The organism is Mesorhizobium sp. M4B.F.Ca.ET.058.02.1.1 (genome assembly GCF_003952505.1).
Classification (GTDB): Bacteria; Pseudomonadota; Alphaproteobacteria; order Rhizobiales; family Rhizobiaceae; genus Mesorhizobium.
The window spans coordinates 3,084,389-3,098,910 of record NZ_CP034450.1 but is presented as its reverse complement, the minus strand read 5'-3'; the positions used below and the strand labels follow the sequence as shown (position 1 = coordinate 3,098,910).

The 14,522-nt window shown below is 64.5% G+C and carries 12 protein-coding genes and 1 pseudogene; 4 read left to right on the top strand and 9 right to left on the bottom strand.

The features are described from left to right. Positions 1 to 34: 34 nt before the first annotated feature. Positions 35 to 1,699 carry a VWA domain-containing protein gene (locus EJ073_RS15310; RefSeq protein WP_126056466.1) on the top strand — a complete coding sequence of 555 codons (1,665 nt, stop codon included), beginning with the start codon at positions 35 to 37 and terminating at the stop codon, positions 1,697 to 1,699. A 73-nt stretch (positions 1,700 to 1,772) separates the two neighbouring features. Here the strand turns inward: EJ073_RS15310 and edd are convergent, their stop codons facing one another. The 3 genes from edd to zwf form a co-directional block, all read right to left on the bottom strand. Next, a complete protein-coding gene (edd, locus tag EJ073_RS15305; RefSeq protein ID WP_126056465.1) occupies positions 1,773 to 3,596 on the bottom strand; it encodes a phosphogluconate dehydratase in 1,824 nt (607 codons plus the stop codon). Positions 3,597 to 3,662: 66 nt separating this feature from the next. After that, a complete protein-coding gene (gene pgl / locus EJ073_RS15300) occupies positions 3,663 to 4,376 on the bottom strand; it encodes a 6-phosphogluconolactonase (RefSeq protein ID WP_126056464.1) in 714 nt (237 codons plus the stop codon). Then, on the bottom strand, positions 4,358 to 5,827 hold the full coding sequence (zwf, locus tag EJ073_RS15295) for a glucose-6-phosphate dehydrogenase (RefSeq protein ID WP_126056463.1): 1,470 nt from the start codon (positions 5,825 to 5,827) through the stop codon (positions 4,358 to 4,360). The genes pgl and zwf overlap by 19 nt, the downstream gene beginning before the upstream one ends. A 321-nt stretch (positions 5,828 to 6,148) precedes the next feature. Here zwf and EJ073_RS15290 point away from each other — a divergent pair, with 321 nt between their 5' ends. Both EJ073_RS15290 and EJ073_RS15285 read left to right on the top strand, forming a co-directional pair. Continuing rightward, complete coding sequence (locus tag EJ073_RS15290; RefSeq protein WP_126059239.1) at positions 6,149 to 6,895, top strand: SDR family oxidoreductase; 747 nt, start codon at positions 6,149 to 6,151, stop codon at positions 6,893 to 6,895. Between the two features lie 95 nt (positions 6,896 to 6,990). Next, positions 6,991 to 8,271 carry a Mur ligase family protein gene (locus tag EJ073_RS15285; RefSeq protein WP_245455635.1) on the top strand — a complete coding sequence of 427 codons (1,281 nt, stop codon included), beginning with the start codon at positions 6,991 to 6,993 and terminating at the stop codon, positions 8,269 to 8,271. A gap of 18 nt (positions 8,272 to 8,289) precedes the next feature. Here the strand turns inward: EJ073_RS15285 and EJ073_RS15280 are convergent, their stop codons facing one another. The 4 genes and pseudogenes from EJ073_RS15280 to EJ073_RS15265 form a co-directional block, all read right to left on the bottom strand. Continuing rightward, entirely contained in the window at positions 8,290 to 9,156 is an 867-nt protein-coding gene (locus EJ073_RS15280; protein WP_126056462.1) for an SH3 domain-containing protein, read from the bottom strand. Positions 9,157 to 9,439: 283 nt separating this feature from the next. Beyond that, positions 9,440 to 10,726 carry an FAD-binding oxidoreductase gene (locus tag EJ073_RS15275; protein ID WP_126056461.1) on the bottom strand — a complete coding sequence of 429 codons (1,287 nt, stop codon included), beginning with the start codon at positions 10,724 to 10,726 and terminating at the stop codon, positions 9,440 to 9,442. A gap of 63 nt (positions 10,727 to 10,789) precedes the next feature. Beyond that, positions 10,790 to 11,157, bottom strand: a pseudogene (locus EJ073_RS15270) (four helix bundle protein). 29 nt (positions 11,158 to 11,186) lie between these two features. After that, positions 11,187 to 12,620 (bottom strand): glutamine synthetase family protein, encoded by a 1,434-nt coding sequence (locus EJ073_RS15265; RefSeq protein ID WP_126056460.1) that lies wholly within the window; start codon positions 12,618 to 12,620, stop codon positions 11,187 to 11,189. A 164-nt stretch (positions 12,621 to 12,784) separates the two neighbouring features. Between EJ073_RS15265 and EJ073_RS15260 the strand changes: the two genes are divergently transcribed. Beyond that, positions 12,785 to 13,498: an HAD family hydrolase gene (locus EJ073_RS15260; protein ID WP_126056459.1), complete on the top strand. Its 714-nt coding sequence runs from the start codon at positions 12,785 to 12,787 to the stop codon at positions 13,496 to 13,498. Positions 13,499 to 13,536: 38 nt separating this feature from the next. Here the strand turns inward: EJ073_RS15260 and EJ073_RS15255 are convergent, their stop codons facing one another. Next, positions 13,537 to 13,998 carry a response regulator gene (locus tag EJ073_RS15255; protein WP_126059238.1) on the bottom strand — a complete coding sequence of 154 codons (462 nt, stop codon included), beginning with the start codon at positions 13,996 to 13,998 and terminating at the stop codon, positions 13,537 to 13,539. Between the two features lie 239 nt (positions 13,999 to 14,237). Then, positions 14,238 to 14,480, bottom strand: coding sequence for a hypothetical protein (locus EJ073_RS15250; RefSeq protein WP_126056458.1), 243 nt, complete (start codon positions 14,478 to 14,480; stop codon positions 14,238 to 14,240). Positions 14,481 to 14,522 lie beyond the last annotated feature (42 nt).

The window sequence follows — 14,522 nt, the reverse complement described above, 5'->3', positions numbered from 1 at the left end:
GCCGCGGACCAGAGGGGTTTCCTAGGAGAGTTTCATGATGCGATTGGCACGGAGCGTCGCCACGGCGATCCTCCTTTTGTCGACGACCACGCTTGGCCTTGCCGCCAACAAGGTCATCATCATTCTTGATGCCTCGGGCTCGATGTGGGCGCAGATCGACGGCAGGCCGAAGCTCGAGATCGCCCGCGAATCGCTGCGTACCGTGCTGCAGTCGGTGCCGGCCGACGACGAGATAGGCTTCATGGCCTACGGCCATCGCCAGAAGGGCAGTTGCGAGGACATCGAGCTGATCGTGCCGCCGCAGGCGGGTTCGGCGAGCGCCATTTCGGCCGCCGCCGACAGCATGAAGTTCGTCGGCAAGACGCCGCTGACAGCAGCCGTCAAGCAGGCGGCCGAGGCGCTGAAATACACCGAAGACAAGGCAACCGTCGTCCTCATCACCGACGGGCTCGAGACCTGCGGCGGCGACCCTTGCGCGCTCGGCAAGGAACTGGAGGCTTCCGGCGTCGACTTCACCGCTGACGTCGTCGGCTTCGGCCTGACCGCCGACGAAGGCAAGCAGATCGCCTGCCTCGCCGAGAACACCAGCGGCAAGTACATCCAGGCCTCGGACGAAAAGGCGCTGCAGGAAGCGCTGGTCGAGACCGTGGCGGCGCCGGCCCCGGCACCCGCCCCCGAACCTGCTCCGGCCCCAGCGCCGGCTCCGGAACCGGCCAAGCCGGAATTCAACTTCATGCCGAGCGTCATCCTGGCCGAAGGCGGTCCGGACATCAGCGACAACAGCAATGCCTGGGAGATCTACAAGGCCAACGCCGACGGCACGCGCGGCGATCAGGTAATGACCGAGTACGGCGAGCTCAAGACCCATCTCGAGCCGGGCGACTACATCGTCGTCGGTCGCGCCGACGAGGCCAAGGTCGAGCAGAAGCTCAAGGTCGAGGCCGGCCAGGTCTACAAGCCGCTGTTCACGCTGAATGCCGGCACGCTGGTCATCCATCCGCACGCCAGCCAGGGCGCCGAGATCAGCGGCGAGGCCCGCGTCGATTTCGCCTATCCGGGCGGCAGCACCACCCATTATGGCGACGCCAGGGCCACCGTGCCCGCGGGCGAGCAGAAGGTGACGGTGCAGATCGGCGCCGGCACGGTGACCGAGACCGTCCAACTGGCCGCCGGGCAGACCGTCGAAAAGGATGTCGTCGTCGGCGTCGGTCATGCCGTGCTCAACGCCTATTATACGGCGGGCGGCGACAAGGCCGACAATTCGGGCATCGGCTTCGAGATCGTCAAGGCCAAGAAGAAGATCGACGGCACGCGCGAAAGCGTCGAGCACTCTTACGGGCCGGACAGCAAGTTCTGGCTGCCGCCGGACGACTATGTCGCGATCACCACGTTCGATATCGCCGTGGTCGAGCAGCCCTTCAGCATCAAGGCCGGCGACAATCAGGACATCAAGGTGACGCTGGACGCCGGCGTGCTCGCCATGTCGGCGCCCGGCGCCTACTCGATCGAGGTGTTGTCGTCGAAGAAGGACATCGAGGGCAAGCGCAAGTCGCTCGGCCTGAGCTATGGCGACAGCTGGCAGCAGACCATTCCGGCAGGCGACTATGTCGTCGTGCGCCACGCGTCCGATCAGGGCCAGGACAAGGAGACGCCGGTGACGGTGAAGGCCGGCGAACGCGCCGAGATCACCGTTCAATAGGCAGCGCTTCCGTCTCCTGGAGAAAAAGGGGCGGCCGCTGAGCCGCCCCTTTTTCTTGGATGGAATTGTCGACTCAAGCGTTGCCGAACGCGGCGGCGCCGTGGTCGGCGCGGCCGACGAGCTGCCGGAACCCGGCGAACAACTCGCGGCCGAAGCCGAACTCGTTGCCGATGAGGTCGGCATCCGCCGTGCGCCGCAGCGCGAATTCCGCGCCGGGCACCAGCACTTCCAGCGTGCCGGCATCGGCGTCGAGCCGGATTATGTCACCGTCATGGATCCTGGCGATCGGGCCGTCCTCGACCGCTTCCGGCGTCACATGAATCGCCGCCGGCACCTTGCCGGAAGCGCCCGACATGCGCCCGTCGGTCACCAGCGCGACGCGCTGGCCGCGATCCTGCAGGATGCCGAGCACGGTGGTCAGCTTGTGCAGCTCCGGCATGCCGTTGGCTTTCGGCCCCTGGAAGCGGATGACGGCGATGAAGTCGCCCGTGAGCGTGCCGGCCTTGAAGGCGTCGTTCAGCCCTTGCTGGCTGTCGAACACTTTTGCAGGCGCCTCGATGACGCGCCTTTCCGGCTTCACGGCGGACGTCTTGATGACCGCGTGGCCGAGATTGCCGCCAAGCACCTTCAGGCCGCCGGTCGGCTGAAACGCCTTCTTGAAAGGTGCCAGCACCTTTTCGTCGCCGCTTTCCAACGGCGAGGCCTCGCGCACCACGCCGCCATCGGCGCCGAGCCTGGCCTCGACCGCGTAGGGACGTAGGCCTTCGCCCCACACCGTCTGCACATCCTCGTGCAGAATGCCTTCGTCGAGCAGTTCGCGGATCAGGAAGCCGAGCCCGCCCGCGGCGTGGAAATGGTTCACGTCGGCAAGCCCGTTCGGATAGACGCGGGCTAGCAGCGGCACCGCTTCCGACAGGTCCGAGATGTCCTGCCAGGTCAGCGCGATGCCGGCGGCGGCGGCCATGGCGATCAGGTGGATCGTGTGGTTGGTCGAGCCGCCGGTCGCATGCAGGCCGACGACGCCGTTGACGATCGAGCGCTCGTCAATCATGCGGCCGACCGGCGTATAGTCATTGCCGAGCGCGGTGATCGACAGCGCGCGCCGCGCCGCTTCCCTGGTCAGCGCGTCGCGCAGCGGCGTGCCGGGATTGACGAAGGAGGCGCCTGGCGTGTGCAGGCCCATGATCTCCATCAGCATCTGGTTGGAGTTGGCGGTGCCGTAGAAGGTGCAGGTGCCCGGCCCGTGATAGGACTTGGATTCGGCCTCGAGCAGTTCGGCCCGCCCTGCCTTCCCTTCGGCATAGAGCTGGCGGACCTTGGCCTTCTCGTCGTTCGGCAGGCCCGATGTCATCGGCCCGGCTGGCACGAACACCGCCGGCAAATGGCCGAAGGTGAGTGCGGCGATCACCAGCCCCGGCACGATCTTGTCACAGACGCCGAGGAAGACGGCGGCGTCGAACATGTTGTGCGACAGCCCGATCGCCGCCGCCATGGCGATCACGTCGCGCGAAAACAGCGACAGTTCCATGCCGGGCTGGCCTTGCGTGACGCCGTCGCACATCGCCGGCACGCCGCCGGCCACCTGCGCGATGCCGCCGGCCTCGCGCGCCGCTTCCTTGATCAGCGCCGGATAGGTCTCGAATGGCTGATGCGCCGACAGCATGTCGTTGTAGGAGGTGATGATGCCGAGATTGGGCACCCGGTCGCCGCCGAGCGCGACCTTCTCGGACGGGCTGCACACGGCAAAACCGTGCGCGAGGTTGCCACAGGACAGCACCGCACGGTTGGCGCTGCGGCCCGAGGCCTCGGCGATGCGGCCGAGATAGGCCTCGCGGCCGGCTTTCGAACGCTGGCGGATGCGCTCGGTGATGGCTTCGATGTCGCGTCTGGCGGTCATGGCAACGGTCCTTTCAGGCGGGGTCCCTGAACTTTCCGGCAGCCGGGACCCTCGGTATGGTCAAAATCAGGGCGCCCAGAAAACCTCGACGGCTCTGGGCGCCGCCTCGATCACGGCGCGAATGGGCTTTCTCGCGCCTGATCCCATGGCGCTATCGAAGGCGCTGCGCTTTTCCGCGCCCTCGATATGCAGCGCGATGAAGCCGGCGCCGATGATCCTTGCCATCGACAGCGTCAGCCGCGGCTCGCCGGCGCTTGCCGCATGCACCGGCAGCACGATCCGTTGCGAGGACGGATCAAGCAATCGCGCAAGATCGTCGGCGTCGGGAAAGAACGAGGCGGTATGGCCGTCGCCGCCCATGCCGAGCACGACCGCGTCGAGCGGCCAGGGCAGCGACCTGAGCGCCTCATTGTCGGACAGCGCCGCATCCTCGATGCTTGCCGCTTCATGGTAGAGCGGCACGAAGCGCGCCGCAGTCGCGGCGTTCTGCAACAGGTTGGCGGCCACCAGCCTGGCATTCGAGCGCGGCGAGGAGGCCGGTACGAAACGCTCGTCGACCAGCGTCACCGTGACCTTGTCCCAGGCAATAGGGATCCGCGACAGCGCGGCGAAGAACTTCGCCGGCGTCGTGCCGCCCGAGACGGCAAGCAGGGCCGTGCCGCGCTCGGTGACCGCCTTGGTCAGCCGTGCCGCGACATGGCCGGCGAGCGCCGCCGCCAGTTCCTGGCGATCGGCGAAGCTGTTCCAGTGATAGGCGCCGCTCAATTGCTCTCGTGCCATGTCCGCCCATCGCGTTCGATCAGCGCGATCGAGGCCGATGGCCCCCACGTGCCGGCCGTATAGCCCTGCGCCTCTTGTCTGGCGTTTTCCCAGGCGTTCTGGATCGGGTCGATCCATTTCCACGCCGCCTCGACTTCGTCGCGGCGCATGAACAGCGTCTGGTTGCCGCGCACCACATCCATGATCAGCCGCTCATAGGCGTCGGGCGCGCGTCCGTCGAAGGATTGCGCGAAACTCATGTCGAGCGGGATCTGGCGCAGCCGCATGCCGCCCGGGCCCGGATCCTTGATCATGATGAACTGCTTGACGCCCTCGTCCGGCTGCAGCCGGATCACCAACTGGTTGGCGAAGATCGGCCCGGCGCTGTCGCCGAAGATCGAGTGCGGGATCGGCTTGAACTCGATGACGATTTCCGAGACGCGGGTCGCCAGCCTTTTGCCGGTCCTGAGGTAGAACGGGACGCCGGCCCAGCGCCAGTTGGCGATCTCGGCCTTGATGGCGACGAAGGTCTCGGTATTGCTGTCCTTGCCGAGCTCCTCGACATACCCCTTCACCGGCCCGCCGGCGGAAGCTCCGGCGCGATACTGGCCGCGCACCGTGTGCTTCGGCGCCTCGTTGCCGTTGATGCGCTTCAGCGCCCGCAGCACCTTCAGCTTTTCGTCGCGCACGGCATCCGCGTCCATCGACGACGGCGCCTCCATGGCGACGAGGCACAGAAGCTGCAGCATGTGGTTCTGCACCATGTCGCGCAGCGCGCCGGCCTTGTCGTAGTAAGTGACGCGATCCTCGAGGCCGACGGTTTCCGCGACCGTGATCTGCACATGGTCGACATTGGCCGAGTTCCACAGCGGCTCGTAGAGCGCGTTGGCGAAGCGCAACGCCATCAGGTTCTGCACCGTCTCCTTGCCGAGATAGTGGTCGATACGGAAGATCTGGCTTTCGTGGAAGTCGTCGCCCACCAGGTCGTTGAGCGTGCGCGCCGAGGCGAGGTCGCGGCCGATCGGCTTCTCCAGCACGATACGCGAGTTCGGCGTGATCAGATTGTGTTCCTTGAGCTTGTGCGAGATGTCGCCGAACAGTGCCGGCGCCACGGCCAGGTAGAAGGCGCGGATACGGTCGCTGTCGCCGATCGCCTTCTTCAGCTTGTCGAAGCCGGCGCCGGTGGTGGCGTCGGCCGGGACATAGGAGAGCCGGGCGAGGAACGTCTCCAGCTCCTTCGGATCGATGTCGGCGGGCTTCACATGGTCCGAGATCGCCTGCTTGGCGAAGGCCTGGAACTCGGCGTCGGTCATCTTGGAGCGCGACGTGCCGATGATCCTGGTCGGTTCGGAAAACTGATGGTCGCGCTGGCGATGATAGAGCGAGGGCAGAAGCTTGCGTTCCGACAGGTCGCCGGTGCCGCCGAAAATGATGAAGTCGAAAGGATCGACGGGGATGATCTGGCTGGTCATGGTCTGTCCGCTTTAGACGCCGCGCTCAGGTGCGGGGCTGATATATTCTAATCGATTTAAATTTACCAGTGCCATGGTGTCACAGGTAAGGACAAATCGCTGGATGTCGATTGGGTCTCATGTGTGGCCTTGACACTGACGCTACCCGGGGGCTTGTCGGCAAGCGAGGCTTCCGGCAGCGTTCGCGGCTGCAACATAGAACGCGAATGTGACGAAAGCTAAGGAAGAAATCCGTCGCGGCATGCCGCTGCGGGAGTCCTCGCAGGGCAGCCGAGCGGCGGCCTCCGAAAATCCGGGAAGACCTCAATGGGCGGGAAAACCATGCGTCTGGAAAACAAGGTCGCCATCATCACCGGCGCCGCGTCCGGCTTCGGCGAGGGCATGGCCAGGCGCTTTGCCGAGGAGGGCGCCAGGGTCGTCGTCGCCGACCTCAACGCCCGGGGCGCCGAACGCGTGGCCGGCGAGATCGGCGACAACGCGATCTGGACGCAGACCGACGTCTCGCAGCGCTCCGAATTCGATGAGATGATCTACGCCGCCAAAAGCGCCTTCGGCCGCATCGACATCATGGTCAACAATGCCGGCTATACGCACCGCAATGGCGACTTGCTTGACGTCGACGAAGCGACCTTCGATCTGATCACCGCCGTCAACATGAAGGCAATCTACCACGCGGCGCGCGCGGTGGTGCCGATCATGGAGCGCCAGGGCGGCGGCGTCATCCTGACCACCGCCTCTACCGCCGGGCTGAGGCCAAGGCCCGGCCTCACCTGGTACAATGCCTCGAAAGGCTGGGCGATCACCGCCACCAAGTCGATGGCGGTCGAACTGGCGCCGAAAAACATCCGCGTCAACTGCCTCTGCCCGGTCGCCGGCGAGACCGGCATGCTGGAGAAATTCATGGGCGCCGACACGCCGGAGATCCGCGAGAGGTTCCGCGCCTCAATCCCGCTCGGCCGCCTGTCGACGCCGCTTGACATCGCCAATGCCGCACTTTGGCTCGCCTCCGACGAGGCCGCCTTCATCACCGGCGTGGCGCTGGAGGTCGATGGCGGCCGCTGCATCTGAACGCCTGCGGTAGGCGCGGCCAGGATTTGACGAGCCGCCCGGGAACGGCATAAGGCTTGTCGAGGGGGCAGGGTGGCCATGCGATGAAAGCCCGATTGCGCAAAATTCGCAAGAGCCTGTGGCACCGCCACAAGATCTACAGGGCATGGCGCGCCCGTTCGAAAAGCGCGGCGACCTTCATCGGCGTCACCGGCAGTTCCGGCAAGTCGACCGCGGCGGCGTTGCTCGGGCATATATTGGCCAGCCATCGCCCGGTCTACACGCAGGTTCTCGCCAACGCCATCGATGCGCTGGCCAGCACGCTCTACAAGCGCATGTGGAAAGCGGGCGAGGTCGACTATGTCGTGTTCGAAGCAGGCGCCTATGGCGTCGACACCATCAGGCCGATGGCGGAACTGCTCCAGCCGCATGTCGCGGTCGTCACCATGGTCCGCCTCGAACATTTCGCCAGTTTCAGGACTCTGGAGAACGTCGCCCTGGAAAAGCGCGCCCTGGTCGACGCGCTGCCGCCCGGCGGTCTTGCCGTGCTCAACGCCGACGATCCGCATGTGCTCGGCATGGCTTCGGGCACCAGGCATCGCGTCGTCACTTTCGGCCGGGCGGAAGATGCGGACTATCGTGTCACCGACACGCAGGCCGCTTATCCCGAAACCCTGAGCCTCAGGATCCGCTGGCGTGGCGGCGCGCTCGACCTGCAGACGCTGTTTCCGGCCGAGTACCTATGGCTGCCGACGGCGGCGGCTGTCGCCACCGCGCTGGAGCTTGGGGTGCCGCCGGAAAAAGTCGCGGCGCGCGTGGCGACGTTCCAGCCCTTGATCAATCGCTGCCAGGTGCTCGTCACCGATGGCGGTCCGCACTTCCTGGTCGACACCGCCAAGGCTCCCTGGCATTCGATCAACCTCGCCATCGACATGGTGGCCAAGGCCAAGGTTGCTGGAAAACGCATCGTTCTCGGCCAGATTTCGGATTATGCGGGTTCGACCAGAAAGTACCGTGACGCCTACAACGCCGCGCGCGAGGTCGTTGGCCAGATTATCTATGTCGGCGACAATGCGCATCGCTCGGGCGCCGACCAGGCCGACCGCGACGGCGGCCGGTTCGTCGAATTGCGAACGCTCAAGCAAGTCTCCGACCACATCAAGCGAACGGCAGTACCGGGCGAATTGATCCTGCTAAAGAGCTCGTCCAACCTTCACCTGGAGAGGATCGCGCTCGCCTGGACCCACGACGTCAAATGCTGGGTCCCGGTTTGCGGAAAAAGGTCTGATGCCAGGGATGCGGCCTGTTCGAAGTGCCGTTCGAGGAACATCGCGCCCATGTCAGAAAACGCAGGCGAGCCCGACTATGGCAGTGGCTTCGGCGGCTGCTGTGGCTGACCGGCGGCGATGAAGCTCTCAGGCGCCGGTCTTGATGTAGGTCTTGTAGATCCAGCCGCGCTTGCCATTATAGACGATCTGGCACCACTTCTTGCAGCTTATGACTTGCACCGAGGTCTTGGCGGGCACGGTGATCATCGCGGCCGCTTTCTGTTTCGGGCCGGCCCGCATGGTGACGGCCCGTAGAATACGTCCGGTGCTGGCCGCACTGACCTGCTGGGTCTTTGCCTTGCCATCGTCGCCTGCGGATGCCTGCGCTTCCGGCGTCTGCGGGTCCGGCGCGGGAATGGCGGCGGTCTTGGCGCCATCGGGATCGTCCTTTGCCGGCGCCGCGTCGGGCGCCGCCACCTTGGACAGCGATGCGGCTGCGTCGGATTGAGCCGCCGGCTCGGCGAATGCCGTGTCGGATGACTGGGCGGTCTCTTCGGCCTGTCGGCTTGCCGTCTGATCGGATGGAGCAGGCGCGGGGTCGCTGGACGCGGTCTTGGTGTCTGTTGCGGTCCAGCGCGGGTCGTTGGACGCCAGCGCCGGTATCTTGGCTTCCTTGGCGGCCACCACGGGCGACACCGCGTCGGCCTTGCGCGCCGCCTGCGGCGCGGTGGCCATCGTCGTCGCGTTCGCGCTGGCGGGCGCGATCTTGGTTGTCCTGACCGGGATTGTCGGGACGCTTTGCGCCGGGCTTGCGATCGCTTGCCGGTCGCTGCCCGGCAGCGCCAGCCACAGCGCAATCCCCGCCACGCCAAGCAGCGCGGCGGTGCCGACGGCGGCAATCACCAGATGCGAGTTCGACCGCACGCCCTGCCAGAACGACGGCCGCATGTCATAGCCAAACTGCATTGCAAAGCGCCGTCGTTCCGGCGCGCCGAAACTGAAGGGCTCGTTCACTCTAACCACCTCCAATAGGTGGGCCGACGTTCTTTCGATCGGTGCCGGAGGTCCGGCGGTGATCGGCATCGGTCCCAAAAACACAAGCGGGCGGGCCCGCGAAAGTCCCCGTCTTACAGCCCAGAACCCGCATCTTTTGCCGGTGATTGTGGCATCAGTGCGCCCTTGGAACGAATTCTGCACCCTTGTTAAGGATTCTGCAACATGTCGCAGCGGCACGAACAGCCGAATGGAATCAGGCGGATAGGCCGGAAGTTCCGTTCCAGGCCGTGCTTCCCCAGCGTCAGATCCTGTCGCGCAGGGCGAACCAACTGAGCGCCAGGAACAGCAAGGGCGCACGAAAACGCCGGCCGCCGGGGAAGGGCGGGATCTTTAGATCCTCGATCAGCTTCAGCCGGTCGCGGTTGCCGAGCACGGTCTCGGCATAGAGCTTGCCGAAGAAGTTCGACAGCATGACGCCGTGGCCGGAATAGCCGCCGACCGAGATGACATTGGGCATCACTTCGCGCACGAATGGCTTGCGCGGCACTGTGATGCCGACATAGCCGCCCCAGCCATGCGTGATCTCGACATCCTTCAACTCCGGATAGAGTTCCGCGATCTGCCGGCGGATATGGATGTGGATGTCCTTCGGATCGTTGACCGCATAGACCTCGCGCCCGCCGAACAAAAGCCGGCCGTCTTTCGACTTGCGGAAGTAGCGCACGACGAAGCGGGAATCGTCGACCGACTCGCCGCCCGGCAACACCGTGGTTTCCGATCCGAGCGGCACTGTCGCGCCGATGAAGGAGCCGATCGGCATGATGTGCGCGGCGCTCACCGGCTCGGGCGTGCCGCCATAGGCATTGACGCCAATTAGGCATTTGTCGGCGGTGATCGTGCCTTTCGGCGTCGTGACCCTCACCTTGCCGCCGCTGGAGACGATGCCGGTCGCAGGTGTCCGCTCGAACAGCTGCGCGCCGGCCTCGGCCGCTGCTTTCGCCGTGCCGATCACCAGCTTCAACGGGTGGATATGGCCAGTGCCGGTGTCGCGCGTGCCGCCGAAATAGCGCGTCGAGCCCAGCCGCTCGGCCGCCTCCTTCTCGTCCATGAAGGAAATGTGCGGGTAACCGAAGCGGCTTGCCATGATCTCGGCATGCGCCTTGTAGTCGTCGACATAGCGCTGCTTGTGCGCCACCGACAGCTGGCCCGGCATGTAGTCGATCTCGATCCTGTTGACGGCCGCGAATTCGAGCAGGTGCGCCTTGGCCTCCTCGGCGAGGTCGAACAGCGCCTTGGCGCGGGAAAGGCCGTATTCCGCCTCCAGCTCCTCGGCCCAGGCGCGCTGACCGGTGCCGAGCTGACCGCCATTACGCCCGGAAGCGCCGTCGCCAAACCGATGCGCCTCGGCGAGCACGACATTGCTGCCGGCCTTTGCCAGATGCGCCGCCGCCGACAGGCCGGTGAAGCCGCCGCCGACGATGACGACATCGCATTGGCGGTCGCCGTCAAGGGCTGGGTGTTCGGGTCTAGGTCCCGCGGTGTCTTCGTACCAGGAGCGGCCAGGAGAGATCGGTGATTGGTAAGGCATGATTGAGTAGGGGAATAAGGGGATAGGGGAATAGGGGAATAGGGGAATAGGGGAATAGGTAAGCTAGTCGGCCGAGAGTTTGCGGATCAGAAGGCGGAGAAGCTTCCCCACACTTTCGGTCCCCTCCAGCAATGAAATCGCCGTCACTTTCGGCGCGATGCCGGTACGCTCGGCTATCAGGATCTGTGTCTCCAATTCCTTCAGTGAGCCTTGAGCGATACGCAAAAATTGCTGATAGGACCCCCGGATTTCTCTACCATGGCCTTCCGCGATGTTGGCTGGTATCGAGGCGGCGGCTCGGCGCACTTGGCTGGTTAATCCATAGAGCTCCTCCTTGGGCCGGGATTTCGTCGCCCCATAACCGCCACCGCAAGATCCATCGCTTGCTGCCAGACGATCAGCTCCTTGTAGGAGCCTGTTTTCTCGGTCATTTCCCCTACACCCCTACACCCCTACTCCCCTAAACATTCAGCAACAAATACTCCCGCTCCCACGGGCTGATCACTTCCATGAAGGTCTCGAACTCAGCCCGCTTGATCGCCGCATAGGTGGCGGTGAACGACTTGCCGAGGATCGCGCAGAGTTCCTCGTCGCCTTCGAACAGGTCGACGGCTTCGAGCAGGCTGCGCGGCAGGTCGATCTCATCGGCGTTGGCGGTGGTCAGCACCGGAGGCTCGGCCTTGACCTTGTTGATCATGCCGACCAGGCCGCAGGCGAGCGATGCCGCCAGCGCCAGGTAGGGGTTTGCGTCCGAGGACGGAATGCGGTTTTCGACACGCCGCGCCGCCGGATCCGAACGCGGCACGCGGAAGGCCGTGGTGCGGTTATCGTAGCCCCATTTGTTGTTGACCGGTGCCGATGCCGCCTGCGTCAGCCGCCGGTAGGAATTGACATAGGGCGCGAACATCACCAGCGCGTTCGGCACATGCTTCTGCATGCCGCCAATGAAGTGGAAGAAATCCTCCGTCTCCGAGCCGTCCTCGGCCGAGAACACGTTCCTCCCGGTCTTCCTGTCGACGATCGATTGGTGGATGTGCATGGCCGATCCGGGCTGGCCCTGGATGGGCTTGGCCATGAAGGTGGCGTAAATCTCGTGCTTCAGCGCCGCCTCGCGGATGGTGCGCTTGAACATGAACACCTGGTCGGCGAGCTCGATCGGATCGCCGTGGCGCAAATTGATCTCGAGCTGGCCGGCGCCCTCCTCGTGGATCAGCGTGTCGATCTCCAGGCCTTGCCCTTCGGAAAAATGGTAGATGTCGTCGATCAGCTCGTCGAACTCGTTGACGCCGGCGATCGAATAGCCGGCGCCGCCGCCGATCGGCCGTCCCGAGCGCCCGACCGGCGGCGTCAGCGGATAGTCCGGGTCGGGATTCTTGCGCACCAGGTAGAATTCGATCTCGGGCGCCACAACTGGCCTCAGCCCGCGATCGGCGTAAGCCGCGAGCACGCGCTTCAACACGTTGCGCGGCGTGAACTCGACCGAGCGGCCATCCTGATGGACGAGGTCGCAGATCACCGCCGCCGTCGGGTCCTCTTCCCACGGCACCACGGTCAGCGTCGAAAGGTCCGGCATCAACTTGAGATCGCCGTCATCCTCCGGATAGTGGAAACCGTTGCCGTCCTCGGGATAACCGCCGGAAATCGTTGTCATGAACACCGCCGAGGGCAGCGCCAGCGAGGTGTTGGAGGTGAATTTCTTCGACGGCATCATCTTGCCGCGGGCAACGCCGGCCTGGTCAGGCGTGATGCATTCGATGTCCTCGATGCCGCGCCATTCCAGCCAGGCGCTGGCCTCCTTCCAGCTCTTCACGCCGCGTTGGTTCTTCAAGAAGGCAGGCGTGCGGGTACGCCCTCCGCGGCTAGACGGACGGACTTCCTTTTTTTCAGGCGGCATCAATCACCAGATTGCGTTGCAGATGGTGAAGTATAGCCGTGGCCGGCGATGGAAGGGAAGGGGAACCCCTGTGCGGTTGCTGCCGCGGTTGAAATTCGCCGTGGCGGGCTTAGGTTCGACGCCTCGCGAAATGCGATTACCTTGGACCCCGACGCAGGACAGCCATGGCCGGCCATGAACTGACGACGATCGGCTTCGATGCCGACGACACGCTGTGGCAGAACGAGCAGTTCTTCCGCCTGACCGAGAAGCGCTTCGCAGGACTGTTGGCCGAGCATGGCGAGGCGGAGCATATTTCGGCGCGGCTACTCGAAGCGGAAAGGCGCAACCTTGCCGTCTACGGCTTCGGCATCAAGGGCTTCACCCTGTCGATGATCGAAACCGCGATCGAGATCAGCGGCGGCCGTGTGCCGGGATCGGTGGTCGCCGAAATCCTTGCCGCCGGCCGCGAGATGCTCAGCCATCCGATCGAGCCGCTGGCCCATGCGCGCGAGACGGTGGAGAAGCTGGCCGGTTCCTATCGCCTGGTGCTGATCACCAAGGGTGACCTTTTCGACCAGGAACGCAAGCTGGCGCAATCAGGCCTCGGCGATCTGTTCGACGCCGTCGAGATCGTCAGCGACAAGAGCGCGACCACCTATGCCCGAATCTTCAGCCGCCATGGCGACGGGCCCGAGAAAAGCATGATGGTCGGCAACTCGCTCAAATCCGATGTCGTTCCGGCCATCGACGCCGGCGGCTGGGGCGTGCACGTGCCGCACGAGTTGACCTGGGTGCTCGAACATGTCGAGCCGCCGAGGGCCGCGCCGCGTTTTCGCCAGATCGCCGATCTTGGCGAACTGCCAAGGTTGATTGAAAGCATCGTTTCTAGCGGCTGACTTGTGCCCCAGCGCTGGAACGGCGGATCCGGTTTCTGCTAGCCGCGCCCTGACCCGATCAGGCGGTCGATCACCGGTTGCAGCCTCTCGGGAGTGATCGGTTTGGCGATCACGACATCGATCACACTCGAGAGACCCAGGCTCTCCGGTGTGCCAGTCTTGGTTGAAAGCAGGATCACCGAGGGCAATGCCTTGCCCGAAATCCGCCTGAGCGCATCTATTCCGGAGATCAACGCGTCGCAGTCCTTGTTGTCGGCGCCGCCGTCGAGCACGATCGCGCCGGGAATGAGGCAGCGCAAGGCTTTCGCCGCCGTATCGGGCGATTCGGAAATCGGCTTCAGCCCTGATTTCTCGACGATTTTCGACACCACGACCCTGTTTATCGGCGACTTTCCGATGACGAGCACCTGAGAGAAATCGGTCAGCATCTCGGCGCCGCCGCCACGGCCCTCCGGATTCAGATGTCTTTCAGTCCTGGTCTCGCGATTGCTGGGGCTCATGTGCGGGCGGGCACTCATCTCTGTTTCAATGCAGGGTTGAAACTTGAGGGACAATTGGCGTGAGATCGCCGCTGGTGTCAAGCTGAAATGGCTAATTTCCAGAATATCGCAAGAAAAGCTAAAATTTAGTGCCAGGTTTATTCCTGGCAGTCGGAGCCGGGCTTTGCAAAACGAAAGTCGCCCGCGCGTTACCGCGCGGGCGAGACAGAATTCGGCGAATGCGCCACCGTGGAACGTGGTCAGCCGTGGTTTTGCTGGGTGACGATCACCGGGATCAGGAGGTCGCCCCAATTGCCGTCGCCGCCATGATGCCTTGCCGAGCGCACGAGCTCCACCGAGACGCCCGCCTCGACCGCCTTCATCACCGACTGGTTGAGCCTGTGCAGGTCATTGGCCAGCATGCGGATGGTCGCCTGCTGGTCGACGCTCATGGCCGAGGACTGCTCTTCCGCCCTTTCCTTGACGCGGCTTATCGATGCCATTGGTCTTCTCCTTGTGTCCTATGCCCTCTCGGGCGTTTCCTC

Coding starts and splice junctions, on each gene's coding strand:
- EJ073_RS15310 (WP_126056466.1), top strand. CDS start 35: ATGATGCGATTGGCACGGAGCGTCGCCACGGCGATCCTCCTTTTGTCG.
- edd (WP_126056465.1), bottom strand. CDS start 3,596: ATGACCGCCAGACGCGACATCGAAGCCATCACCGAGCGCATCCGCCAG.
- pgl (WP_126056464.1), bottom strand. CDS start 4,376: ATGGCACGAGAGCAATTGAGCGGCGCCTATCACTGGAACAGCTTCGCC.
- zwf (WP_126056463.1), bottom strand. CDS start 5,827: ATGACCAGCCAGATCATCCCCGTCGATCCTTTCGACTTCATCATTTTC.
- EJ073_RS15290 (WP_126059239.1), top strand. CDS start 6,149: ATGCGTCTGGAAAACAAGGTCGCCATCATCACCGGCGCCGCGTCCGGC.
- EJ073_RS15275 (WP_126056461.1), bottom strand. CDS start 10,726: ATGCCTTACCAATCACCGATCTCTCCTGGCCGCTCCTGGTACGAAGAC.
- EJ073_RS15265 (WP_126056460.1), bottom strand. CDS start 12,620: ATGCCGCCTGAAAAAAAGGAAGTCCGTCCGTCTAGCCGCGGAGGGCGT.
- EJ073_RS15260 (WP_126056459.1), top strand. CDS start 12,785: ATGGCCGGCCATGAACTGACGACGATCGGCTTCGATGCCGACGACACG.
- EJ073_RS15255 (WP_126059238.1), bottom strand. CDS start 13,998: ATGAGCCCCAGCAATCGCGAGACCAGGACTGAAAGACATCTGAATCCG.
- EJ073_RS15250 (WP_126056458.1), bottom strand. CDS start 14,480: ATGGCATCGATAAGCCGCGTCAAGGAAAGGGCGGAAGAGCAGTCCTCG.